Source organism: Paenibacillus sp. A3 (assembly GCF_001399685.1).
GTDB lineage: Bacteria > Bacillota > Bacilli > Paenibacillales > NBRC-103111 > Paenibacillus_G.
On sequence record NZ_JTHN01000142.1, the window covers coordinates 21582 to 44935 of the forward strand.

The window sequence follows — 23354 nt, forward strand, 5'->3', positions numbered from 1 at the left end:
AGTCGAATAAATTTCGATGCCTCGGGGGACCTGAGCGCTATTATTCCTCCAGCGCTTTCGCAGCTCTCCATTCGGACCAGTTGAATTCCGTCCACGAGGCGGGCTTTCCGCTCTCGATGCGGCTTCGGAAGCTCTGAAGCGCTTCGTCTACCCCTTCGGCGTCCGGATACTTCCGTTTCAGCTCCAACAGCAGCGGAACGACCTCGTAGCCCAGGCTGCCCAAATAGGCGGCGTCGAGCCGGCCTGTCGCCTCGTAGCGCTGAATGTTGCCCCGCGCCACCGCCGCATCGATGCCGAAGTAATTGACGATGACATACGCTGTCACGGTGACGGCCGCGTAGCAGCGAAGCAGCGGCAGCCGCTCCCGCCACAGCTTGACGAGTGCCAGTACGAACAGCACAAGCAGAAAGAGCATGAACGCGTGCACGAGCAGCCGGGCCACGGTATAGCCGTAGGCCTCTTCGTACATCGAGAGGCGCAAGTAGGCGGAGCTCAGCATAATGCCGGTGCACCCGACGAGCACTCCGAGCAGCGCGCGCAGAAACCGCCAGGCGGCGAGACCCGGGCGCTTCACTCCGTACAGCATGATCATCAGAACGGTCAAATTGATCAGCGTGACGACAACCAGCTCGGCAAAGCCTTTTCGCGCATAGGATGCGTAAGTAATGCCTTCCGGCAGCTCGGCGGCCCCGCCTCCGAAAAAGTACGAAAACTGCACGAAGGCGAACAGCAGGTACACGGCGTTCAGCACAACCAGAATGGTGGCTGCGACGGTCGCATCGATGCGCGGCACAGTCGCCGATGGCGTGACGCCGGCCGCTGGAGCATTCGCCGGAGTGGCTGCCGGAGCGGTTGCCGGAGGCTCCGAGCCGGCGGCAAAGTGTTCCTCCGCGGACCGGGACGGCCAAGGCTTCGGTTGAAGCAAGCCCCGCACGTAAGCGAACAGTCCCGTCGCGATGCAGGCGATCCATAAAATGCGAAATAGCGTCAAGCCGAGCTCCAGGTCGCCTGCCAGTGCCGGAAGCCGGGCCAGCGTGCGGTCGAACATGGAATCGGCCGAAGCCAGCAAGGCAACGACCGCAAGAAGCAGCGGGATCGAAACGATCAGTCCGATCAGCACCTTCATCAGCTCTTGGGAGCGGCCTGCTTTCATTTTGAACGATAGGGACCGAAAGGCGACGCGGACCGGTTGAGGCACGTACCTGAGCGTTTGCACGAACACCTGATCAAGCAGGCGGACAATGAACGGCGTCTTCGGCCGTCCCTCCGACATATGCCACGTCGTGTGCGCCACAATCAGCAGCGGCACCGCCAAAGCGTTAAAAACGAGCAGAAGCAGGTTCGAATGCGCCACGTAAGTAAAGGAGAGCAAGAGCACGGGAACGGCCAGCGCCATGGACGGCTCCAGCCGAAGCTCCCGCTTCTCCCGGACAGCCCAGTAATAATAAACGTAAAATAATATCACAAACAGCGGAAACGAGACGCCCCACGTTTTTCCGTAAAACAAGTAATGATGGACGACCGCGCAGCCGAGCGCGGCAACCAGCAGCTTTCCTTCGCTCCGGACCGGAACGGATTCCGTCTTCATGAGCTTCCCCAGCCTCCTCTAAGCTTATTGCAGCAGGGCCGCCTCATGCGTGCTCTGCCGGATTTGCCGGCTCCACCGGTTGGCCCACTGCCGCAATTCGTAAGGACTTGCTTGGTTTATAGGATCGATATCCCCCGCGAGGTCTCGTAAAATGTCTTCGTCGTCGACTTGCAGCAGGTTGAGCAGGTCCTTTCCGTGAATGCGCCCGTAGGCGAGCCGGGCCAGCGCGAAAACCGCTCTCCGCAATTCCTCGTCGGTATGCGCCGCGTTCACGGCCGCTTCGGCCTCCGACAGCAGTTGATCGCCCCAGGCGACCGTAAGCGGAAGCCGCTTTACCCCTCGAATTTGCTCTTGGTCGGACCATGAAGGACAGTACATCCGAATTCCTCCTCATAATTGAACTATTTTCCATTTCGCTATAATTTTGTCGAATTGCCCATCCACGTTTATTGTAACTTGAAAAACACGAATAAAAAGAGTAAATTTTGAAATATAAATTTCATATTTTTCCGAACCCCCGGAGGTTGTCTTATGAAGCTGGCAAACCACTATATCCGCCTTCGCGAACAGTACCCGCATATCGCCGAGCAGCAGCCGCACCTTGTCCATCTCGACGAGCTGGCGGCCGTTCTCGGCTGCACGCACCGCAATGTCGTGCTGCTGCTCAAAAAAATGCAAAGCGAAGCCTGGCTCGATTGGCTGCCGAAGCGCGGGCGCGGTCAAAAGTCCGCCCTGACGTTCTACAAACCTGCCGAGGATCTCATACTCTCGATTGCGCAAGACCTGGTCGAGCGCAAAGATTTGCGGGGCGCGCTTGAGCAGCTGAACGTCTCTTCGCCCGAAGGGGCGCTAAGGGACAGCTTCCACCGCTGGCTGGCCGGCTATTTCGGTTACAGCAGCGAAATGCAGGGTAGCAAGCGCTTCGATACGCTGCGGTTCCCGCTCACCCAGTCGCTGCTGTCGCTCGATCCCGCCACGACCAATTTCCGGACGGAAGCCCACCTCGTGCACCAGCTGTTCGATCCGCTTGTGCGCTACAACCGGCTGACCCAAACGATCGAGCCGCATATCGCTCACGCTTGGGAGGTAAACGAAGCGCGGACGATCTGGACGTTTCATCTCCGCAAAGGCATCCAGTTCCACCACGGCAGGGAATTAACCGCAGACGACGTAAAGTACACGTTCGAGAGGCTCAAGCGGCTGGCGACCGGCGCACTGTACAGTTGGGTCCACCGGCAAATTGACAGCGTGGAAGCGGTGGACCCGATCACGGTCATCATCCGGCTGTCCGAGCCTTGCGAGCTGCTGCTTCAATATGCCGGCACGAACCGCGCCTCCATCGTCCCTGCCGAGCTGTGCGAGGAGCTGGGAGACCGGTTTGCGCTCGCTCCCGTCGGCACCGGCCCGTTCAAGCTGACGCATTTGGATGCGTCCATGTGCGTGCTCGACGCTTTCCCCGCTTATTTCCAAGGCCGGGCGCATCTCGACCGCGTAGAGCTGTGGCATATTCCCGACATGCAGGTGCAGGGCAGCGAGCGGACGCTGGAAAGCTTTCAGATTATCCACAACTATCGTCTGCCCGACGAAGCTTCCGAAACCTGGCAGCAGGTGCAGCAGCCAGGGGCGACGTGCCGGTTCCTGACCTTCAACCTGCTGAAGCAGGGGCCGCTCAGCGACCCTGCGCTGCGGGGCGCGGTATGCGCCGCCTTGAACCGCCGCAAGCTGTTTGAGCGGATCGGCGGCGACGCCATCTATACGGCCGACAGCTTCATCGGCCACGGGCATGGAAGCACGGCGCCGGAAGCGGAGCCGCTTGCCCACGAGACCGATCAGATTCGCGCGCTGCTCAAGCGCTCCGCCTATGACGGCCAGCGGCTGACGCTGTGCACGATCACGCACTATGAGCCGGATGCGCTGCATGTGCAGGCGCTGCTCCAGGAAGCCGGCTTTGCCGTGGAGATCAAGCTGCTGTCCGTGGAGGAATTCAAGAGCGAGCAGCGGCTGCACGCCGATCTGCTGCTGTTCTCCATCATGCTCGACAACGATGCGGAGCTCCGGCTGATCGACTTGTACAAAAGCATGCAGCGGCATTTGGAGCCCTCGGTCAAAGCCAAAGTCTCCGCCCTGATGGAGGAGGCGCTGCGCGAGCCTTCGTCCAGCCGCCGTTCGGCTCTGCTGCAGGCGATTGAAGCGCATTTGACCGCCAAGCAAGTGCTCCACTTTTTATATTTCAAACGGCTCAAAACGATCTACCATGAATCCGTCAAGGGGATTTCGCTGGATGCGCTGGATTGGGTTCAGTTCAAAAACATCTGGTTTAAGCCGTGACTGACAGGCGCGTTTCGGGCTTTGACGACGCGGGATTATAATCCGGGGCTTCTACGAATACAGTAGTAACACAACCTTAGGTTCGAAAGGGGACCCGAGCGACGTGAACAAGCCGAGCCATTTCCTGTATCGCAACACGAGATACGGATTTACCCTCCGTTTCCCGGCGTGGTGGAGGACGTACGCGGTCATCGACCGGCGGAGACAGAACCGTGATACGGAGTACGAGCTGCATTTCCGGTTCAGGTACAAAGGCAAAGTGTATGACGACGTGCTGGCCATTCTGGTGTTCCATATGACGCGCCAGGAATGGAGCCGCGAAGGCTACGGCGATTCGCCGCTGGTCTTCCTCGCGGAGCACGATGGCCGCGTGTTCGCCTATATGACCCCGGAGGAGCTTTCGGAAGCCTTCTATGATCCGAAGACGAACGACTACGATTACAAAAGGTATGGGGCGGCCATCCGCTTGCTCAAGCGAATGGTCAATCAGGACGCTCCCCGCATCGCCGGTTCGATCCGCTTCCTTCCTCAGGCGAATACGGCTTGCTCGGCGGTTCCTTACCGTGCCAAGCGCGTTTGTACAGCCCGGACCGGGGCCCGGGGCAAGCGGCGCTGCCGGAACGCGAAAAGGCGCCCCGCCTCCCACCGCCATTGAACGATTCGCCGGCCGGCGCCTTGCTTCCGAGGTCCGGCCGGTTTTATTGCGGTCACAGCCGGGTAAGGGTTTCGTAAGGGGACGCCTTCGCTCCTGCCTCTGCGCAACTTTCCGACGAAGACGTGCGTCCATTATGTTGTACACACCCTGCCCGGTTAACCGGACGAAAGGAAGTGACGACGATGGTTTGGCGTTTGCTGTTGTGCCTGCTGCTGCTCGTACTGCCTGCCTGCAATGCCAAAACGGACCCATGGAAGACGGGAAATACCGTTATCGATTGGGTGGATTTCGTCAAGCTGAACGGAAAGGAATATAACGGGGTCTATGAAGCGGTGGCCGCCTCCCCGGACGCCGTGACGGATGAGGTCGTCGGCACCGTGAAGTTCAGGGTCGAGGGAGCCGTCACCAACCCGAGCTATGCGACCAAGGACGGGGATGCGGCATTTTTACAGGAAGGCACGCGCCTTTATGCCGTCAAAGGGTACCCAGATCACTCGCTGATTGCCGCCAAGGCGGACAACGAAGTGGGCGGCTACATGCTGTACAGCGCAAGAAACGCGGATGGCAAGCTTGCCCGCTCCTGGAGCTACAAGGATCTTCCGTCCGAGCGGGTGACGCGAATCGACGTGTATGTCTATTCCAAGCAAGCGGACGCCTGGCAGCGGTTCCGTTCGCTCGAAAGAGCCGACACCGGGCTGTTCATGGAGCTGCTCGGACACGGGCAAAAGAAAGAAAACTACCAGCCGGCTATGACCGGCGGAGACCCGAAAGAGTACCGTATCGTGTTTCAAACCGGCGAACCGGTTGCGCATAAACAGAGCTTGTTCCGCGACGACAACAACTATTACTTCCATCCGTGGGATACGGAGGTGCTGCCGGAGGAAATCGGCCGGTTCCTGACGCCGCGAATGCCGCAGTCGTAATGGCGTGGCGCTCCTTTCGGTTGCTGAGGAATTCCGCAGCTCCCAACCCCGGGCATCGGCCGTAAAAGGCGGTCCGCCCTCCTTAGGAGCGGTCCCGCTTTTTGCGGCCGTACGTTCTCACCCGGGAAAGCGTCGGCTCCTCCGGGGCGGGCGGAGCCGTAACGGATTTCGCGGCAGCGGTTTCCTGCGCATGCCATTCGCCTGCCGCGAACGCCTCGGGGACGCCCCCGACCACTTCGTACGCGGAGCGGTTTTCCAGCCGGAGCTCTAGCTGCTCCACTCTTTCGATAAGCCGGGCGACCGTCAGATCCAGCCGGGCCGTTTCGAGCCGGAGCCGCTCCAGTTCCAGCTTCGGCTCCGTTTCGCTCTCCGGCTCCGCACGCCCGTCGCTTCCCGATCCGTTTCCCTCGGGGCTATGCGTCAATGCTTCAAGCTCCTGCGGCGACAACAAGCTTTTCAGGTCCTTTCCTGCCATTTCACTTCCGCCTCCTTGGATTTACCTTAACGCGATAATACCTTTGGACGTGACGTGCCAAACGAAAGTTACATCTAAATTTTCCATTATTGTAATTGACTAAAAACGACATGTCCGGACATCAAACGATACCTGCCGTAAAGCTGCGAAAAGGGCGACTGCGTCCTGCGACGCCGTTCGCCCTTTATTTCGTTGTCTTCATGGCAGACCATGTGTAGCAATTCCATGAAATTGTTGGTAAATATTATTGTTTTATCTTATCATCTCATTCTTATTATAGCAATTCATATATTTATAGCCTTTTCGCCCCATTTTTGCCACTCGCAAAAAAACGGGACCTGCAAAAAAAAGGAATTGTGTTGATTTTTGACGAATGTTAACTTTCAGCCTAAAAAAGTGGAGGGAGTCTCATTCATGAACGATTTGCTCGCATCGCCATTCGTCCCGGAGCAATTGAAAACCAAAGCGGATGGGACTTTTTCACGAATGCTTGTCGATCTGGCGCTGAAAAGCTTCGCCAGCCCCCACACCGGCTCCCTCCTGCTCGACCAGGACTGCAACCTGCTGATGGCCGGCGAATCGCTCGGCACGAAGCTCGGTTACAGGACGGAAGAACTGGAGCAGATGAATCTTCAGACCTTAGTGCATCCCGGGGAGCTTCTCCTGTGCATGCATCATATGAGCCAGCTCGTATCGGGCCAGCTCTCCCGCTATGAAACCAAGATGCGCTGGCTCAGCGCGGACGGACAAACCTTATGGATGAGCGTTTATGCGGTCGAACTTAAGGACAGCGGCGGCGGACCAGCTTACATATACATGCAAACCCAGGATATTACCGCACAAAAAGATGCCGAAAACGCGCTTCAGGAATCGCTCATCCGTATGACCTCGCTGCTCGAAACGTTTGCCGACGCTTACATTATGCTGAACCGAAGCGGAGAGCTCGTCTATGTGAACCGGAACGCCGAGCAGCTTCTGCAGCTCAGCCGGGAGGATATGCTCGGTCACGGCATTCGGGGCACGGTGCCGGAATGGCTTGGCACAGGCTTTTACAAAGCTTGCTGGAGGGCAATCGAGGAAGCGGTTCCCGTCTTTTATCAGGATTATTATCCATTGGTCAAAAAGTGGTTGGAAGTCAGCTGCTATCCGGGCAAGCCCGGCTTGTCCGTCTTTATCCGGGATATTACCCGGCACAAGGAGCAGGAAGAAACGCTCCGTGCGACCAAGCAGCAGCTCGATTCCATGATTGAGCATGCTGCGGACACCATTGCGATTCTCGACGCGGACCTGCGGCTGACCAAGCTGAACAAAGCGTTCATCGACTTGTTCGGCTATAGCGAAGCGGAACTGATCGGCGAGCGTCCGCCGAACATACCGGAGGAGCTGTGGATCGAGTCGGAGCTGCTGTTCCGCAAAGCGCTGCAGGGCAAGCAAATCTCCAGCTTCGAGACGAAGCGCAAGCGCAAGGACGGCACGCCGCTCGATATGAGCCTGACGATCTCACCTGTTGTCGGCAAGGATCAGGACATTACCGGGATCTGTATTATCGGGCGGGATATCAGCGAGAGCAAAGCTACCGAGGAGCTGCTGCGCAACTCGGAGAAGCTGTCGGTCGCCGGACAGCTAGCCGCCGGCATTGCCCATGAAATCCGCAACCCGCTGACCTCGCTGAAAGGTTTTACGCAGTTTATGAAGAGCGCAGGGCATTACAAGGAACATTACTTGGACATCATGTCGTCGGAGCTGACGCGCATCGAGCACATTATCAGCGAAATGCTGCTGCTGGCCAAGCCAAGAGCGGCCATCTTTCATTATAAGCGGATTGGCCCCATTCTCGCCGACGTCCTCTCCCTATTGGAAGCGCAAGCGAATCTGAACAGCGTCAGTTTCAAGACGCGGATCAAACCGGACCTGCCGGCGGTTCGCTGTGAAGAAAATCAATTGAAGCAGTTGTTCATCAATATTGTAAAAAATGCCGTCGAAGCGATGCCGCTGGGCGGAACCGTGGAGATTGTGGCGGCCTTGGCCGAGCCGGGCATGCTGGCGATCACCTTCCGGGACGAGGGCGACGGCATTCCTGCCGAGCTGCTCCAACGGATCAGCGAACCCTTCTATACGACGAAAGAAAACGGCTCGGGCCTCGGTCTGATGGTGAGCCAAAAAATCGTCACCGAACACAAAGGCCGCATGTCCATCGCAAGCGAAGCCGGCGTGGGAACGACCGTGACGGTAACGTTACCGGTTTAAAGCACGTAAGTGGCTGCTACAAGCAAAGGCTCCCTTATCCATCCGACGATAAGGGAGCCTTTTTGTGGGCAAACGTCCGCCCATGCTCATCTCAAAACCTTGTATCTCGCTTCCGTCTCCCCTTCGATGATCCGTCCGGTCGGTACGAAGCCGACGCGCTCGTACAGCTTCCCGGCCGCCTCATTGTCCGGCTTATAGCTGATGACAATCTCGGGAGAGCAATCCTCCTGACGCTTGATCAGCTCCAGGCCCAGCCGGATCGCAGCCTCGCCGTAGCCCCGGTCTTGAAACTTTTTGTCGATCATCAGCCGTACGATCCAGTACAGCCCGTCATCCGGGTCTTTGCCGTACATGAAAAAGCCGACCATCGTATCTTCATGATAAATAGAAAGCGGCGTGTACGATTTATCGTAGGCGGCTTGAATAATCGAAAACCAGTTGGGAGCCACCATCTTCCGCTGCTCCTCCTTCACCTCCAGCTTCACGCAATCTTCCCAATTGTCCTGATCGATAGCTTCAAATCTTACCGTCGGTGCGTTCCTCAAAGCGGTTCCTCCTCGCGTTAGCGTTTGTCTATAGACCCATCATACGGGAAGCTCTGCCGGAAGCGTAGGGAAGATTCGACTATAAGCGTTTTTTCAGCTTTACGGCCTATATTCCCAATTTATTGTAATATTTGGCTCGCATGTTATATTGCTGCTTTTGTCTTTCAAATTGTTCGGCATAACGGTCCATGTTGCTTTCAACCGGCCCGCCCGGGCGGAAGGAATCTTGCTCCGTCTCGCTGGACCCGGGGATGGCTATCGGGGCGGATCGGCGTATTCCTCTCGACTCTTCGTCCGATGCGATCCGGTCCAACCGCTGCCTTTCTAACGCTTCAGCGTACATTTGCTTCAAAAGTAAGGGCAGATTCCCCACTTGTTGCTTTCCCTGCTTCAATTTATGCTCGTCCGTCCAATTCGCATAGACAAAGGCGGACAGATTCGTAATTTCGCTATCCATCTCCTGCTTGTACTCGTTGTCAAGATCGGTATTCCCATCCAACCAACGAACCGCTTCCAAAAGCCGCGCTTGCAGCTTGTTCATGAGAAGAAGCGGGATATTCTCGTGCCCGTGCCGCTCGCCCAAGCCGTACTCGTTTCGAAACGGATTTTCCGTTCCCTGGATATTAATGTACTCCTCCATATTGGACCATGCTTCCAAATTGTCCTGGTCGTCGATCCATTCCATTAATTCGCCGGCATTGTCCGTTTTCGTCCCCTGCTGCATATGAAAAGCGTGACCGAGCTCGTGGGTTAACGTCGAGAATGTTGGAGCAATCAGCTCCTTTCCCGCGGTATCGACGAGCCGATTCCCATAGTAAAAAGAGGATTCCTTTACGTCGGACGGCATCGTCACCTTCACGTCGGTGCCTTCCCCAAAAGCGTAATACTGCTCCGGCCGCCCTTGCAAAATCAGCACCACACCCAACTGATCCGGCCTTTCCCTCCGCATGTCGTTCAGAGCGGAAATTCGTTCCTGCTTGGTCAAGCCGTCAAGTCTGATCTCCTTGTACTTGTCCCTGTCTTTCGGCTGTCCAGACAGCCTCTTCAGCTTGGCATTTTCCTTATTATCGCCTACTGGCGAGGCGGCGGCAGTCACTCCGACGTCCTTGGCGACGGAAAAAGGGGAAAGTTCAATTTTTTTATCCGATTCGTTGATTCGTTCCAATAATCCCCGACCGAAATGACTTTCCAGTATACGTGAGAATTCCGTCAGCATCTGCAGCTTGAAGTCTCCGTGCCCCTTCTCCTCCACGATTCGGATGCTTCCGCTGCCTTGGATCAGCTTATCCCACATCTCGCGTACCTTCCGCTGGCTATCTTCGTCCAGCTGCTCAAATCCAGCAATAGGGAGATGGAGATCACCGTCTTCGGCTGTAGAGTTGCCACCCGTCACCGATTGCTTAACCAAAGCTTGCCGTTCATCGTGAAGCAGGTCCATGAGCATTCTCATATGGGGAGCTTCCGGGTCTTCTTGGAGATCGTCCGATTGCCGATGGACAAACCAGTGGAAGCAGGCTCGTTCCATTTCGGAAAGCGTGTTGATTTTCGTGGAAAGAGGGGCATCGTCCGCTAACGCATTATATTCGGCAATACACTCCGTAAAGTCGCCGTCCAATGTGATGATCATGGGCGAAAGGTTGATTTTGCATTGGACCGGCGGATGGGCATGGGGTTGCCGTGAACCGGTCAAATAACGGATCGTCGCTCGGTTTCCGAAACTCCTCTGCATTTGTGCGACGAAGGCAGGAGCGGAAGCAAGCTGCCGCGCCGTGTTAGAGCTGCCCCGGCGCTGCGCATACAGAGGCTCCGGCGGAGGGGAAGGCCGCTCCGGTTTTTCAAGATCAGGCATTGATTTCCGAATATAGCTTCCTATGCTTTTCATCGAAATCACCGCTTCTTCAAGCTTTGTTGTCCACATTGTACCATATTTACCCATCCAAAAGGGTTAACCTGTACCTCCCCCTCAACTTGTGCTATGATAAACTTCGTGATTTCTCAGGGAGAGGCGGACTAGAGGCGTGGCCAAGCTATATTTTCGTTACGGAACGATGAACAGCGGCAAGTCGATCGAAGTACTGCGCGTCGCACACAATTACGAAGAGCAAGGAAAGAAAGTGCTGCTCTTCACCCCTGCAGTGGATAACCGGGACGGGGTCGGCGTCGTCGCTTCCCGCATCGGAATGCAGAAGGACGGCATCGTCATTGACGACAACCTGGACATGGTCGGAATGGCGGCGGCCGAGCGGCCGAACTGCATTCTGATCGACGAAGCGCAGTTTCTGAACAAGCAGCAGGTGCTGCAGCTTACGGAAATTGCGGATACGCTCGGCATTCCCGTCATTGCGTACGGGCTGCGGGCGGATTTTCTCGGCCAACTGTTCGAGGGCAGCTATCATCTGTTTGCGCTGGCGGACAAAATCGAGGAAATCAAGACGGTCTGCTGGTACTGCGACCGCAAAGCGACGATGAATATGCGTCTTGCCGACGGCAAGCCGGTATTTGAAGGCGCGCAGATTCAAATCGGCGGCAACGAAAGCTATTTGCCGGTGTGCCGTAAATGCTACTCCATGCAAAAGAGCAACCAAACGCAACCCCATTCATGAATAAAAAAAAAACGGAGCGTAGCGCCTCGGCGCCTTGCTCCGTTTTGCATTTTAGACGGGCAGTGCCCAGTTGCCGGCGCGGAATACCGGCTCCCGCACGCCGTCCTGCGTTATTCCGTCGATGTTCATATCGGCCGAGCCGATCATGAAATCGACGTGCACAAGACTGCTGTTTGCCCCGTGTTGGGACAGCTCCTCTTCCTTCATCTCCGTGCCGCCGTCCAGATTGACGGGGTACGCTTGTCCGAGGGCGAGATGGCTCGATGCGTTCTCGTCAAACAGCGTGTTGTAAAAGATCAGATTCGTATTGGAGATCGGCGATTCGTGCGGAACCAAGGCGACTTCGCCAAGCTTGCGCGCTCCTTCGTCCGTGTCGAGCAGCCGCTTCAGCATCTCGTAGCCTTTGTCCGCAGAGAAATCGACGACTTTGCCGTCCTTGAACGTCAGGCTGAATCCGTCGATAAGCTGGCCTCCGTGATTAAGCGGCTTCGTGCTGCGGACGACACCGTTGACGCCGTCGTGCCTAGGCATCGTGAACACTTCCTCCGTCGGCAGGTTCGGGTTGAAGAAAATGCCCTTGGCATTCTCTTTCGCGCCGCCGAGCCAGAGGTGCTTCTCCGGCAAGTCCACGGTCAGGCTCGTGCCCGACGCTTCGTAGACGAGCTGCTTGTACCGCTTCTCGTTCAAGTAGCTCACGGTCCGGGCCAGGCGGGCATTATGCTCCTTCCAAGCCTCGACCGGATCGTCCGCGTTCACGCGGGTCGCTTCGAAAATACGCTCCCACAGTGCATCGAGAGCGGCCTCCGGCGAAAGATCGGGAAATATTTTCAATGCCCATTCCGGCGTTGCGTAGGCCATCAGCGTCCAGGACGCGCGGTGCGCCATCAGTTGGCTGCGGTACCCTTTCAAAGCGGTAGAGGCCGTTTTGTTCGCCGTGGAGACCCGCTCCGGGTCGACGTCCTTGAGCAGGTCGGGATTCGGCCCGTAAAATTGAATGAAGGCCGCATCGTTCTCCGCCAGCTCCTGCAAGCCCTGTGCCTTCCACATCGGATACTCGTGAAACGCTTCCATCGGCGCCATCTTGTATTTGATCCGCATCAGTTCCTCGTCGTTCCACTCGACCATGACGTTCTTCGCGCCGGCCTCATAAGCCTTGACAGCGACAAGCCGGACCAGCTCCGCGGCGGCAACCGGGGCCATGACGACCACCGTTTGTCCCTGTTGTACATTGGCGCCTACCCGAACGGCCAGCGTTGCATATTTTTCCAGCTTTTGGGCAAATGTGCTCATTAAAATTCCTCCAAAAATGAAAGGTTGTCCTACGTTCCCAGTATAACGGTTTACGCCGCATTTTACCAAAAAAACCAGCCGCGAACGGCTGGCTGCGAATTCCCGTTATTTTTTCGTTTTGGACTCCGCCACTTCCGAGTCTCGGTTGTTGCCGGGCTGGGACTTTTTGCCGTTGTTGTTGGCATTGTCTCGGGACATTGGGACGCCTCCTTCCGGGATTTGGGATCGCCCGTAGTGTATCCGATCCGCCCTGCAGCCATACATGAAACCGTACGCTATGCCCACTCCGCCAACAAGCGGTCAATTAACCGCACGAGATCGGCGGCCCGGTTCGGCGCCTCCACCGCCCCGTTCAGCAGATCGATCAGCGCGATCAGATCGGCGAGCTTGGACTTCAGCTCCCACCGTTCGGGCAGCACCCCGCTCTCCTGCACGTAGCCGCGGATAAAATGACGCTCGAACTCGGAGCCCGGCGGTTCATAGCGCAGCATATTGCCGATGTCCACCAGCGGCGGACCGGCAAAGGCAAATTCCCAGTCCAGCACAGCCGTTACCTCATACCCTCCGGAACCGTCCGGCGCCAGCAGCACGTTCCGACCGTTAAAGTCGGAGTGGACCAAGGAATATACCTCCGGCTGCTCCTCCAACAGCCCGGCATGGCGCCTGCACAGTGCCCATAGCGCTTCGGCCCGTCGGGGACCTAGCAGGCAGCCGGCCTCGCCGTGCATCAAGCTCTGCTCCGCGAAGCCGGTGAACATCGCTTCGTCCAGCCGCATCGGCGTGCGGATCCCCAGCTCCGGGCCGAGGAGACCGGCCTCCGGAAACGGAAAAGCATGCACGCGTGCCAGCGTTCTGCCGAGCGCCGCCGCCGAGCAAGCGAGCTCTTCTTGAGAGGCGTTCAGCCGCAGGGACGACAGCAGTTCCCCGCCATGCCATTCAAGCAATGCCCAGGGTCGCGGAAAGCGGGCGCACGAGGCATCCGCGTAGAGAAAGGCCGGGACCGGAACGGCGGAACGGACCAGCCGGGCAATGGCCTCCTCCTTGCGAAGAACGTCCGCATCGCCCCGATAAATGCGAAGTACATAGGGTCGCTTCTCTCCGCGCATGCGTATTTTATAATTCGAATTGCTCAGCCCTGTTCCGAGCGACTGCGCGAACTCGACGGACCTTCCGGGGAACGCCGGCTCCAACAGCCCGTTCAGCTCCGCCAGACTTAAGCGCACGAACGGCTCTCCCCGCTCCCAACCGGCTTTCTCCCGCCATCCGTCCTCTCCCGGTGCAGCGTTCTGCCCCGAATCCTTCATGCCGCCACGGCTCCTCTCCCCGTTAATGCTCCAACGCAGACCGGCTCGGCTGCCTTAAGCACCCCCCAGCTTCTTGAGCTCCTCGGCTTCGTTAGGATCTTTGGCGACCAGCTTGTCCACCCACGCTTGATCCGTCTTGCCCTGCTTCTGCAGCGCCGCCACGTACCAGCGCGCGATATACCGCTGCACCGAGGAATCCATGTTGTCCGACAAGGCCGGGCGCAGGATGTCCGCCGCTTCGGCATACTTGCCTTGGTCGTAGTATATTCTTCCCAATACCAAGAGCATCGGTTTCGAGATCTCAAAAGGAGGCACGCTGATCGAAGACGGAATCGATTTCAGCGACTCCCGTTTTTCCTGCACGTGCTGATAAATGCCGACGGCTTTTTGATAATACGCGTCTCGTTCCGCCGGCTTCTTCCCCTCTCCCGCAGCGTACCCCAGCTCGTACGTAAGCACCATCGCCCGTTCGTACCACATCATATCCCACGGGTATTTCGGGATCGACTCGCTCGCGATCGCCAGCGCCTGCTGGGCATTATCCTGAACCGCCCAGTGATATCGGTTCTCGTGAATGCCGTGCGCATAAGGCTCATTGTCCATGTACCGGGCGGCAATCAGCTGGGCTTCCTGCAAATACTGCTTGTCCTTCGTCTGGTTGTACACGTCGTTCAGGATCCGAATCTTCAGCAGCGCGTAATCCGCATTGGTCGAATGAAGCTCCATGGCGTTATCGATGAAGCCGATAAACTTTTCCAATTGGACGGATTCCTGCGAAAGCTCGTTGTACGCCTTGCCCGCTTCGCTATTCGCTTTGAGCAGTCGAATCGATACGACGAGCATGCACAAGCTGAGCAGCAGGACGAAACCCGGGTAAATCCATTTCGCTTTTCCCGATGCGACGGGCAGTTCTTGATCCTTGGCCCCCGGCAGGGCAGCGCCCGCCAGCAGTCCTCCCAAGCCTATAAAGACAAGAGCGGACAAATAGCCGTAGCTTAAATCGAAGTCCATAAAGCTGTGGGCAAGGAGGGCAACCAGCACGATGAAATAAACGAAATGCCGCCTTCCGTCCTCTGTCTCGTGATGCTTGATCACATGGCGCACGTAAAAGTACACGATACAGCCGATAAAAGCAAACAGCAGCAGCGCGCCGACCCAGCCGATATCCGTCAAGGTCTGGAACAAAAAGTTATGCGCCTGGTTCGAGGCGTAGCCGTAGCTTTGGTGCGATTGATACAGCGCAGCCCATGCCCCGCCGCCCTTCCCGAATAACGGCGCCTCGTTTACGATTTGCATCGCATCCTTATAAAAATACCCCCGCTCCTGCACGCTGTGCTGCTGGAAGTTGATGCTTGCAATCCGCTGCTGCAGGTTTTCGGGCAGCAGGTTCAGCACCCACTGGCTGTTCAGCACGACCGCGATGCCGATGCCGCCGACCAGCAGGATCACCAGCGGGAACCAGAGCCGGGCATAGCGAAGCTTGAATTTCTCCTCCAGCTTCCGGACCGCCGGAGGCACGTATTTGTGAATGACCGCCGACAGCAGTGCCACCACCACCGATGCGGCCGCCAATTGCAGCCAAGCCTGCGCGGACAGTGCTGCGTTCGAGGTCTTGAACAATTCCGCTCCGATCCGCGTACTCGGTCCGGACAGGATGAAGGCAGCGGCAGCCGCGATGCCCAGATTGAGGATCATGACGATTTGCCCGGACAAGCGGATAAAAGGCAGCAGAGCGAGCAGCACGACCGGCAGCAGTACGAGACCGCCGCGGGATAAAGTCAAGATGAGAGACAGCAGAGCCGGTGCCAAAATTAAGGCGTTTCCTGCGGCTGCGACCCATTTGGAGGAAGAGGCGATCATATACAGCGCGCCCAAGATGATGGCAATCAGATAGGCGGCATACGAGTTGGCGTAAGTAAAAGAAGACGTTAGGCGCATGCCGTTGCTGTCGGCTATGATGACGCCATGGGCTTGGATATTGCCATACCAGACCAGCAGGCCGTAGATGACCAGCGCGTACCCCGAATACAGAATGCCGTGCTGAACGAGGGCCGCCCCTTTTTTGTTCCGGGCCAGCACCCAGCTGATGACAAAAAACGCCGCATACATGAGCTCGGCGTACAATCCTTGCAGGGCCAAGTACATGGACGCCGGACGGGTCAACACGGGAACGAGATAGGCGAGCGGAATGAGCCATACCGCCAGCAGCAGCATGTCCCGCTTGCCGGTCGCTTTAAACGAGGTCATCAAAAACAGCGAAGTCAGGAACAAAGCGATGTAAACAAAAATATAGGAGCTGTACAGCGGGAAGTTGTACAAGATGTTGTTCCCCGGCTTGGCTTCGTAGGAGAACATCAGAAACAATCCCTGATGAAACGGGGCGATGAACAGAAACAACAGGACGAATCCGAGCACCGAATAGAAAAGCAGCGACCCCTTCTCCTGCTCCCGGCTTTCCAGCCACTGCTTTCTTGAAACATAAGGCGTGTTCATTACGATAATTCAACTCCGTCTGTATGATGGGAAAAGGCGGCAAAGGCCCATTCTCCCCCATTCATTAGACGCGCCAAATCTGGATAATGTTTCTATATCAATTCCGCATTTCATCATTTTCCCGGACAGCGCATAGGTTGAACTAGAACAAGTATGCAAGCGAAAGGGGCGGGAGCCATGAAAACCCGGGAACACGGGTTCAAGCTCGGAGTGCTCGTTTATCTGCTCGCCTGGTTCGTCGGAAGCTTCTGGATGACCGGCGCCATCCGCAGCGGCAGCGTCACCCATTGGCTTGGGGTCAAGCTTCTTCCCCCCGTTGCGGAGTACGCTTACTATGCGCTTGCCGGAGCGATCGGAGGCACCATGTACGCCATGCGCTTGTTCTTCGAATATTACGACAGCATGACCCCGCGCTGGTATTGGTGGTACCTGCTTCGTCCGATCAAGTGCGCCGGGGCGGCCATGATGACGATCGTTCTGTTCAAAAGCGGCATTATGCTGCTCCAGACCAGCGCCTCGATGGAAGCGAAGATCGGCATCGCGTTTCTCGTCGGATTCGGCTTCGGCAAGCTGATGGATAAACTGCGGACGCTGACGGAGGCGCTGTTTAACGGTCATAGCAACGGTGGCAAATCGGGGGACGACTCGCCCAAATGAGCTTCGCCACTGTGCCACGGGCAGCGAAGTATGAATATCCTAGCATATCATGACCCGGAAGGAGGTGCCTGAGCAGATGGATAGCCAATCTCCGATCGAGTCGCTGCGAACCCAGCTGCCTTCGAGAACGGTAGATAGCAAAATTTATATCGGGGAATTCACTTACGGTCATCCGGATATCCGGTCTTGGGGCGAAAGCAGCATTCTGATCATCGGCAAGTTCTGCTCCATTGCGGACCGGGTGACGATTTTTCTCGGTGGAGAGCATCGCCCCGATTGGGTAACGACATATCCGTTCAACTCCTTGATGCCCAAGTACTCCTTTATTACAGGACATCCGAAGACCAAAGGAAACGTGACCATCGGGCACGACGTATGGCTCGCCTCGGGGGCAACGATTTTATCAGGGGTTACGGTCGGGCACGGCGCGGTTGTCGGAGCGGGCGCCGTCGTCAGCAAGGACGTTCCTCCGTACGCCATCGTGGCGGGAAACCCGGCTAAAGTCATCAAGTACCGGTTTCCCGAAGCGACGATTCAGCGCTTGCTTTGCATCGAATGGTGGAACTGGCCGCTGGACAAAATCGAACGGGCCGTCCCTTTGCTGCTGTCGAGCGACATGGATGCTTTTTTCCGCTTTTGCGATACGGCCGGCTAATCGCTGGCGAATCAGATCCCGGCGAGACTGAGCACGTTCAGCAGCTTGTCGATATCGACGACGATATTGTCCGCGCCTACGGCGGGCTTGGGCGGATATTCGATGTCGCACACGACCTCGTAATAATCGACGCCGGCATGACCGCATATTTTCCAAAAATAGTTATCCACGACCGTACGCGGCGACAGCTCGATAAGCTTCGCTCCGGGAGGACAGAAGGTGATGTTGATATTGCTGCTGCCGAACGGAGCGACAACCACGCTGGCGGAGGAGTAGATCGCGATCTTATCCTGCATCGTCAGCGGCGTCGGAACGATCTTCGTAAACCCCTTCCCGCTCAGGACACTCATCACTTCGTCCTCGTTGACGACGAACCTGGCCGCAGCGTCCTGCCGGCTGACATAGATCCGTTCATAGCCTCCGGCTTGCCCCATCGCCCGCCCTTCTCCCAACCGCTGGCGGAGAAACTGGTATGCCCATCTCGGACTTTTTCCTACCATCAAGGGAACAGCAGGTACGACCAGCTTGTCGGCCAACAGGTGAAAATCGCTTCGGTCGACCTGAATCAGCTTATGCATCGGAAAGCCGAGCATGTGGAGAGACTCGTACTGAAACGGATGATGGAGCATACCGATCAAGTATTTGTCGATCGGAATGCCGCTTTGCTCAAGCAAATGAAGGCGCGGCAGGATATCGTAGAACCAATGACCGTACACGGCTTGGGTAAAAATGCCTTTCTCGGGCATATTCCATCCCCAGATCAATGTAGCTACCGTTTCCGCTAAGTATACCGGAGGCGGCAGCAGCCTTCCGTCATGCTCCGGGCAATACAGCTCCACATCGAGCAGCCGCTTGTTGTTCGGGGTGACCACGTAGCCGTTCCCGGTCATGACGCGTCCGTTCGGGACGACGGCGACGAAGGCCGGATCGAAATGACACTCGCTTCCCCAGCGCGGAGGATCGAATCCGCCAGGAGCCTCAAGATGAAGCGTCTCCCCGGGATAGATCGTCTTGTAAAATTCCAGCACGAGGCTTCGGTCAAAGGCTGTGGAGTCCATCACCCAATCGATGGTTTTGTTGTAGACTTGATCGGGGATTGCATACATCTTTTCTCGCCTCCCATTCATCATAAAAATGCGAATGCCTACTCATCAGGTCCCGTCGACATAATGCGCGACAAGCTCATCCTGACGCTCCAGCACCGCCCGGAATGCCGGAGGACATCCTTTCGGCAAGAGGACGCCGAGGCCGTTGGAGTGAGGGAACTGGAGATGCGGATGTTCGCCGATGAGCTTCTCCCACAAACGGTACACACCGAAATCGCCCAGCCGGACAACAATATCGTGAAACAAAACGATACCGTTCTCCGCCAGCTTCGGGTACCACGTCGCATAATCGTGCAGTACCGCATCATACGTATGGTAGCCGTCAATGTGCAGCAGATCGACCGAACCGTCGGGAAACCCGGCCAGGGCCTGGTCGAAATTGCAGCGAACCAGATAGCCGATGCCCGGAAATTCCCGGAGCGTCACGGATTGCACGGCCTCATAGATATGATCGCCGCCATAATAGCCGGTATGCGGATCGCCTTGCCACGTATCGACGGCGAAGCAGCGGGCAGGCAAATTCCCGTCCTTGACCGCCTGGCAAAAGCTGAAGAAGGAAGTGCCGTAAAACGTGCCCAGTTCCGCAATAAGACCCGGCTTGGCAAAACGCACAAGATCGTAAGCGAAACGGCGGTGGCCGGACCATGCGCCGTTCGTCATATAGGTTAACGGCAGCTCGGGGGCGTGATCCGCGGCAAACCGTACAGGATGATATTCCCAATCCATCGAATAAACCACCGCCTTGAGGAAATTCCCGAAACAACCTGCGGGTATGTCTTATTCTATGTCCAACTCATCCGGCCGGGATGGGCAGGTAAATAAGGGGAAAAACACATTTTGAACCGCTTTTGCTTTCATTGACTTGAAACGGACCGTATCATACAATGGGATTGCATGACCGAACCGGCCAGAGCCTGGAAGCGGCCATGCTTTTTTTATTGGGGAACGAGTTCCGGGGATGAGAGGTGTGCTGATGGAAACCACAAGAGAAGCGATCCTGTCCATTCGCGGCTTGCGAATGATGTATGGAGACCGCTACGTGCTCAGAGGAATCAATCTTGACGTGTATCCGGGACAAATCATCGGATATATCGGACCGAACGGCGCGGGCAAGAGCACCACGATCAAAACGATGCTCGGCCTCGTGGAGGGCTACACCGGAGAAATCCGTATTTTCGGCAAAGACATCTCGGACGGCAGTGTGGACTATAAGCAGCGGATCGGGTATGTGCCCGAAACGGCCGAAGTGTACGACGCCCTGACGGCGAAAGAATATTTGACCTTTATCGGCAATTTGTACGGACTGGAGGACGAGCAGGCGGAATGGAAAGCCAAACGGCTGATCGACCTGTTCGGGTTGGAGGACGTTTATAATGCACGGATCGTTTCGTATTCCAAAGGCATGCGCCAAAAGGTGCTGCTCATCTCCAGCCTGCTGCACAACCCGGACATTTTGTTTTTGGACGAGCCCTTGAGCGGACTGGATGCCAACAGCGTCATGGTGGTGAAAGAAATTTTGGCGCAGCTGGCCGCACAGGGCAAGACGATCTTCTATTCCTCGCACATCATGGATGTGGTCGAAAAGATCAGCAACCGCATCGTGCTGCTTGACGGCGGGGAGATCGTGGCGGACGGAAGCTTCGACGAGTTGAAGGCGCAGAGCCGGGAAGGATCGCTCGAAGAGATCTTCAACCGGCTGACGGGCTTCCATGAGCATAAAGAGATTGCGGAACGGTTCGTCTCCGTCGTGCAAGAGGTGTAGGCGATGAGGGAATTCGTATCGCTTAAGGTGCTGGACCGGTTCCAGTCCCTGTTCGAGAGGCTGGGCGTCGATTACCCGTTGATGCGCAAAATTTTGCAGATCAAGCTGACGATCGACGGAAGGCGGATGCCTACCATCTTTAATCAGAGCGGCAAGAGAACCGGGGCGGGCGATCAGAACAATTTCGTGAAGTCTCTTGGCTTGTATGCTTTGATGGGGCTGGTTATGGTCCCCTTCGTCGTGATGGGCGATAACTATATGTTCCAGATGAGCTTTGTGTTGGGCCTGTTGATGTTCCTGGTCATGACTTCCTTGATTTCGGACTTTTCTACCGTTCTGCTCGATATCCGGGACCGGCACATTATCGCCTCGAAGCCGGTCAACCGGCGGACGATCGGCATGGCGAAGACGCTGCATATTTTGATTTATTTATTCTTTTTGACTGGGGCGCTCTGCGCTGCGCCGATGATTGCGGCCATGGTCAAGCATGGCGTTTTGTTTTTTCTCTTGTTTGTGGTCGAAATCGTGCTGACGGATGTGCTGATCGTCGTTGTGACGGCCTTTTTGTATATGCTGATTCTGAAGTTTTTCGACGGGGAAAAGCTGAAGGACATGATCAATAACGTGCAAATCATCCTGTCCATCGCAATTACCGTCGGCTATCAATTTATCGGAAGGTCGTTCGACCTCATGCAGCTTCAGATCGTATTCGAGCCAAAATGGTGGCAGGCGTTGATTCCTCCCCTGTGGTACGGGGCAACGTTCGAATGGCTGCTTCGCGGTCAGGCGACCCCGCATTTCATCGTCTTTACGCTGCTGGCGCTCGCCACGCCGATCGTTTCGATTCTGATCTACATTAGACTGATGCCCTTCTTCGAGCGCAGCTTGCAGAAGCTGGCGAACGACAGCGCGAAAAAAGGTAGGGAGCACAGCCGGTGGCTGAATTTCGTTTCCAGGTTTGTTTGTTCAGGACGGGAGGAGCGCACCTTTTTCCGGTTCGGCTCGCTGATGATGGGCAACGAAAGGGAGTTCAAGCTCAAGGTATATCCTTCGCTGGGCTTCTCGATCGTGTTTCCGTTCATTTTCTTTTTCAACGTGCTGCGGACCCAGCCTTTCAGCGAGATCGCAGCGAGCAAATGGTATCTGAACATTTATTTCTGCGCGCTGCTGATTCCTACTGTCGTCATGATGCTTCGCTACTCAGGCAAGCACAAGGGCGCCTGGCTCTACAAAACGATGCCGCTGTCGAGTCCGGCGCCTATTTTCCGGGGGACGATCAAAGCGTTCCTCGTCCGGCTGTTTATGCCCGTGTACCTGATCGAGAGCGTTATTTTTATCGCGCTGTTCGGGGCGCGCATCGTTCCGGATTTAATCGTCGTTGCTCTAAGCGTGCTGCTGTACACGGTCATTTGCTTCCTTACCTTCCGCAAGGCGCTGCCGTTCTCGGAGTCCTTCGAGGCGGTGAAGCAGAATGACGGCCTCGTTGTCTTGCTGCTTCTGCTGCTCCTCGCTCTGTTCGCGGGCGTTCATCTGGCCAGCACATTCGTCACCGGCGGGGTCTACGCGTATATGGCGCTGCTGGTCGTGCTGAATGCCGTGGTCTGGCGGAAAGGGTTCGCCATCTCGTGGAATGCCTTACGGGACAAAGGATGAGCACGAGCCGGACTCGGACATGAAAAGAACCTCCGTTTCCACGATATCGGTGGATTCGGAGGTTCTTTTGCTGCGTGAACGACGATGCCTGCCCGTTTGCGCGGAAGCGGTGTGATTACCGGGAGCGCCGAAAAATTAGAGGAACTGCGATGCGCTAACGCAGCCAATCAGCCGTTTGCTCGGACCATAGAGGATCTGAGGTGCGCTGATCACGTCCCCCGAGGCAGCATGAACATTTTTCGACACGATTAAGTCACTTTTTGTTCCGCTATGCTTCGATAACGGGTTCAAAAACGCCGCTTTGCGCATCGTAATTCCTCTATGCTCGAAGAGGGGCTGCCAAGTAATTCGGGCCTTTGCCGATTGCGCGCTAGCTATGGGGCCCACCCAGGTTTGGATGACCTTACCCGCTTGGTTCCGCGAAGAATCGCCATGCCTTACCGCGGACGGCCTGCAACGCCCCGAGCGCCATCAGGTCGCTGATGCAGAACAGTGCCGTGATGTCCGGCTGCTGCGCAAGCAGCCTGTACACCGCTTCTTTGGCTCCCGCTTCGGAGAAAGAGCCGTCTATGACGAGCGACTCCCCCGACGTTCACGTTCATGATGCGCCAGTTCTTCATCAACTTCCCGAAGGAGCTGGAGGAAGCGTCGCAGCTTGACGGGCTGAGCCGGTTCGGCATCTTCTTCCGCATCGCGCTGCCGCTGGCCGTTCCGGCGCTCGCCGCGCAGATGATCTTCGTGTTCATGGGCGCCTGGAACGAGTTCCTGAAGCCGCTCATGTTCGTTTCCGACAAGTCGATGTTTACGCTGACGCTCGGCTTGAACACCTTTAAGGGCCAGTACATCAGCTACTGGAATAACATCATGGCCGCGTCGATGGTGTTCACGCTGCCGGCGCTACTCATTTACGCCTTTTTCAAGCGTTTCTTCATCTAAAGGCATTACGTTTACCGGCAGCAAGTAACACCACATACCACATACGACGTCAAAACAGCGGTCTCCAACCGGGACGATTCGTTTCCCGGGGAGACCGCTGTTTTTTGTCCTGATCATTGATTTATATAACATTT

General features: G+C 56.4%; 20 protein-coding genes and 1 pseudogene. 10 read left to right on the plus strand and 11 right to left on the minus strand.

Features of this window, described 5'->3' with window-relative positions; translation table 11 throughout:
* Positions 1-40: 40 nt before the first annotated feature.
* Positions 41-1588, minus strand: coding sequence for a DUF4153 domain-containing protein (locus QJ48_RS21460; protein ID WP_054975543.1), 1548 nt, complete (start codon positions 1586-1588; stop codon positions 41-43).
* A 24-nt stretch (positions 1589-1612) separates the two neighbouring features.
* Positions 1613-1966, minus strand: a complete 354-nt coding sequence (locus tag QJ48_RS21465; protein WP_054975544.1) for a hypothetical protein — start codon at positions 1964-1966, stop codon at positions 1613-1615.
* A gap of 153 nt (positions 1967-2119) precedes the next feature.
* On the opposite strand from QJ48_RS21465, the gene QJ48_RS21470 reads away from it, so the two are divergent.
* The 3 genes from QJ48_RS21470 (at position 2120) to QJ48_RS21480 (ending at position 5494) form a co-directional block, all read left to right on the plus strand.
* A complete protein-coding gene (locus tag QJ48_RS21470) occupies positions 2120-3916 on the plus strand; it encodes an ABC transporter substrate-binding protein (RefSeq protein ID WP_054975545.1) in 1797 nt (598 codons plus the stop codon).
* A gap of 103 nt (positions 3917-4019) precedes the next feature.
* Positions 4020-4571: a hypothetical protein gene (locus QJ48_RS21475; RefSeq protein WP_054975546.1), complete on the plus strand. Its 552-nt coding sequence runs from the start codon at positions 4020-4022 to the stop codon at positions 4569-4571.
* Positions 4572-4753: 182 nt separating this feature from the next.
* Entirely contained in the window at positions 4754-5494 is a 741-nt protein-coding gene (locus QJ48_RS21480; protein WP_054975547.1) for a hypothetical protein, read from the plus strand.
* Positions 5495-5576: 82 nt separating this feature from the next.
* On the opposite strand, the gene QJ48_RS21485 is transcribed toward QJ48_RS21480, so the two are convergent.
* Complete coding sequence (locus QJ48_RS21485; protein WP_054975548.1) at positions 5577-5969, minus strand: hypothetical protein; 393 nt, start codon at positions 5967-5969, stop codon at positions 5577-5579.
* A 414-nt stretch (positions 5970-6383) separates the two neighbouring features.
* Between QJ48_RS21485 and QJ48_RS21490 the strand changes: the two genes are divergently transcribed.
* Positions 6384-8216, plus strand: a complete 1833-nt coding sequence (locus QJ48_RS21490; protein ID WP_054975549.1) for a PAS domain-containing sensor histidine kinase — start codon at positions 6384-6386, stop codon at positions 8214-8216.
* 86 nt (positions 8217-8302) lie between these two features.
* On the opposite strand, the gene QJ48_RS21495 is transcribed toward QJ48_RS21490, so the two are convergent.
* Together QJ48_RS21495 and QJ48_RS21500 are read right to left on the minus strand one after the other, a co-directional pair.
* Positions 8303-8761: an N-acetyltransferase gene (locus QJ48_RS21495; protein ID WP_237763007.1), complete on the minus strand. Its 459-nt coding sequence runs from the start codon at positions 8759-8761 to the stop codon at positions 8303-8305.
* A 106-nt stretch (positions 8762-8867) separates the two neighbouring features.
* Positions 8868-10643: a hypothetical protein gene (locus tag QJ48_RS21500; RefSeq protein ID WP_157261712.1), complete on the minus strand. Its 1776-nt coding sequence runs from the start codon at positions 10641-10643 to the stop codon at positions 8868-8870.
* A 136-nt stretch (positions 10644-10779) separates the two neighbouring features.
* Here QJ48_RS21500 and QJ48_RS21505 point away from each other — a divergent pair, with 136 nt between their 5' ends.
* Positions 10780-11364: a thymidine kinase gene (locus QJ48_RS21505; protein ID WP_054975551.1), complete on the plus strand. Its 585-nt coding sequence runs from the start codon at positions 10780-10782 to the stop codon at positions 11362-11364.
* A 51-nt stretch (positions 11365-11415) separates the two neighbouring features.
* Here QJ48_RS21505 and QJ48_RS21510 read toward each other — a convergent pair whose 3' ends face one another.
* The 3 genes from QJ48_RS21510 to QJ48_RS21520 all read right to left on the minus strand — a co-directional run bounded on the left by QJ48_RS21510 (position 11416) and on the right by QJ48_RS21520 (position 16451).
* A complete protein-coding gene (locus QJ48_RS21510) occupies positions 11416-12654 on the minus strand; it encodes an aminopeptidase (protein WP_054975552.1) in 1239 nt (412 codons plus the stop codon).
* 275 nt (positions 12655-12929) lie between these two features.
* Positions 12930-13958 carry a phosphotransferase family protein gene (locus QJ48_RS21515; protein ID WP_054975553.1) on the minus strand — a complete coding sequence of 343 codons (1029 nt, stop codon included), beginning with the start codon at positions 13956-13958 and terminating at the stop codon, positions 12930-12932.
* 54 nt (positions 13959-14012) lie between these two features.
* On the minus strand, positions 14013-16451 hold the full coding sequence (locus QJ48_RS21520; RefSeq protein WP_054975554.1) for an O-antigen ligase family protein: 2439 nt from the start codon (positions 16449-16451) through the stop codon (positions 14013-14015).
* 177 nt (positions 16452-16628) lie between these two features.
* On the opposite strand from QJ48_RS21520, the gene QJ48_RS21525 reads away from it, so the two are divergent.
* Positions 16629-17108 carry a hypothetical protein gene (locus QJ48_RS21525; RefSeq protein ID WP_054975589.1) on the plus strand — a complete coding sequence of 160 codons (480 nt, stop codon included), beginning with the start codon at positions 16629-16631 and terminating at the stop codon, positions 17106-17108.
* Between the two features lie 76 nt (positions 17109-17184).
* The gene (locus tag QJ48_RS21530) at positions 17185-17763 is read left to right on the plus strand and encodes a CatB-related O-acetyltransferase (RefSeq protein WP_054975555.1); all 579 of its coding nucleotides are present in this window, start codon (positions 17185-17187) and stop codon (positions 17761-17763) included.
* A gap of 11 nt (positions 17764-17774) precedes the next feature.
* Here the strand turns inward: QJ48_RS21530 and QJ48_RS21535 are convergent, their stop codons facing one another.
* On the minus strand, positions 17775-18869 hold the full coding sequence (locus QJ48_RS21535) for a DUF563 domain-containing protein (RefSeq protein ID WP_054975556.1): 1095 nt from the start codon (positions 18867-18869) through the stop codon (positions 17775-17777).
* Positions 18870-18914: 45 nt separating this feature from the next.
* On the minus strand, positions 18915-19595 hold the full coding sequence (locus QJ48_RS21540) for a class I SAM-dependent methyltransferase (RefSeq protein ID WP_054975557.1): 681 nt from the start codon (positions 19593-19595) through the stop codon (positions 18915-18917).
* 247 nt (positions 19596-19842) lie between these two features.
* On the opposite strand from QJ48_RS21540, the gene QJ48_RS21545 reads away from it, so the two are divergent.
* Positions 19843-20631 (plus strand): ABC transporter ATP-binding protein, encoded by a 789-nt coding sequence (locus tag QJ48_RS21545; protein WP_054975558.1) that lies wholly within the window; start codon positions 19843-19845, stop codon positions 20629-20631.
* A gap of 3 nt (positions 20632-20634) precedes the next feature.
* Positions 20635-22284, plus strand: a complete 1650-nt coding sequence (locus tag QJ48_RS21550) for a hypothetical protein (RefSeq protein ID WP_054975559.1) — start codon at positions 20635-20637, stop codon at positions 22282-22284.
* A gap of 403 nt (positions 22285-22687) precedes the next feature.
* Here the strand turns inward: QJ48_RS21550 and QJ48_RS38895 are convergent, their stop codons facing one another.
* Positions 22688-22855 (minus strand): hypothetical protein, encoded by a 168-nt coding sequence (locus tag QJ48_RS38895; RefSeq protein WP_272948147.1) that lies wholly within the window; start codon positions 22853-22855, stop codon positions 22688-22690.
* Positions 22856-22872: 17 nt separating this feature from the next.
* Here QJ48_RS38895 and QJ48_RS21555 point away from each other — a divergent pair.
* A pseudogene (locus QJ48_RS21555) lies at positions 22873-23248 on the plus strand (carbohydrate ABC transporter permease); the annotation flags it as partial.
* Positions 23249-23354 lie beyond the last annotated feature (106 nt).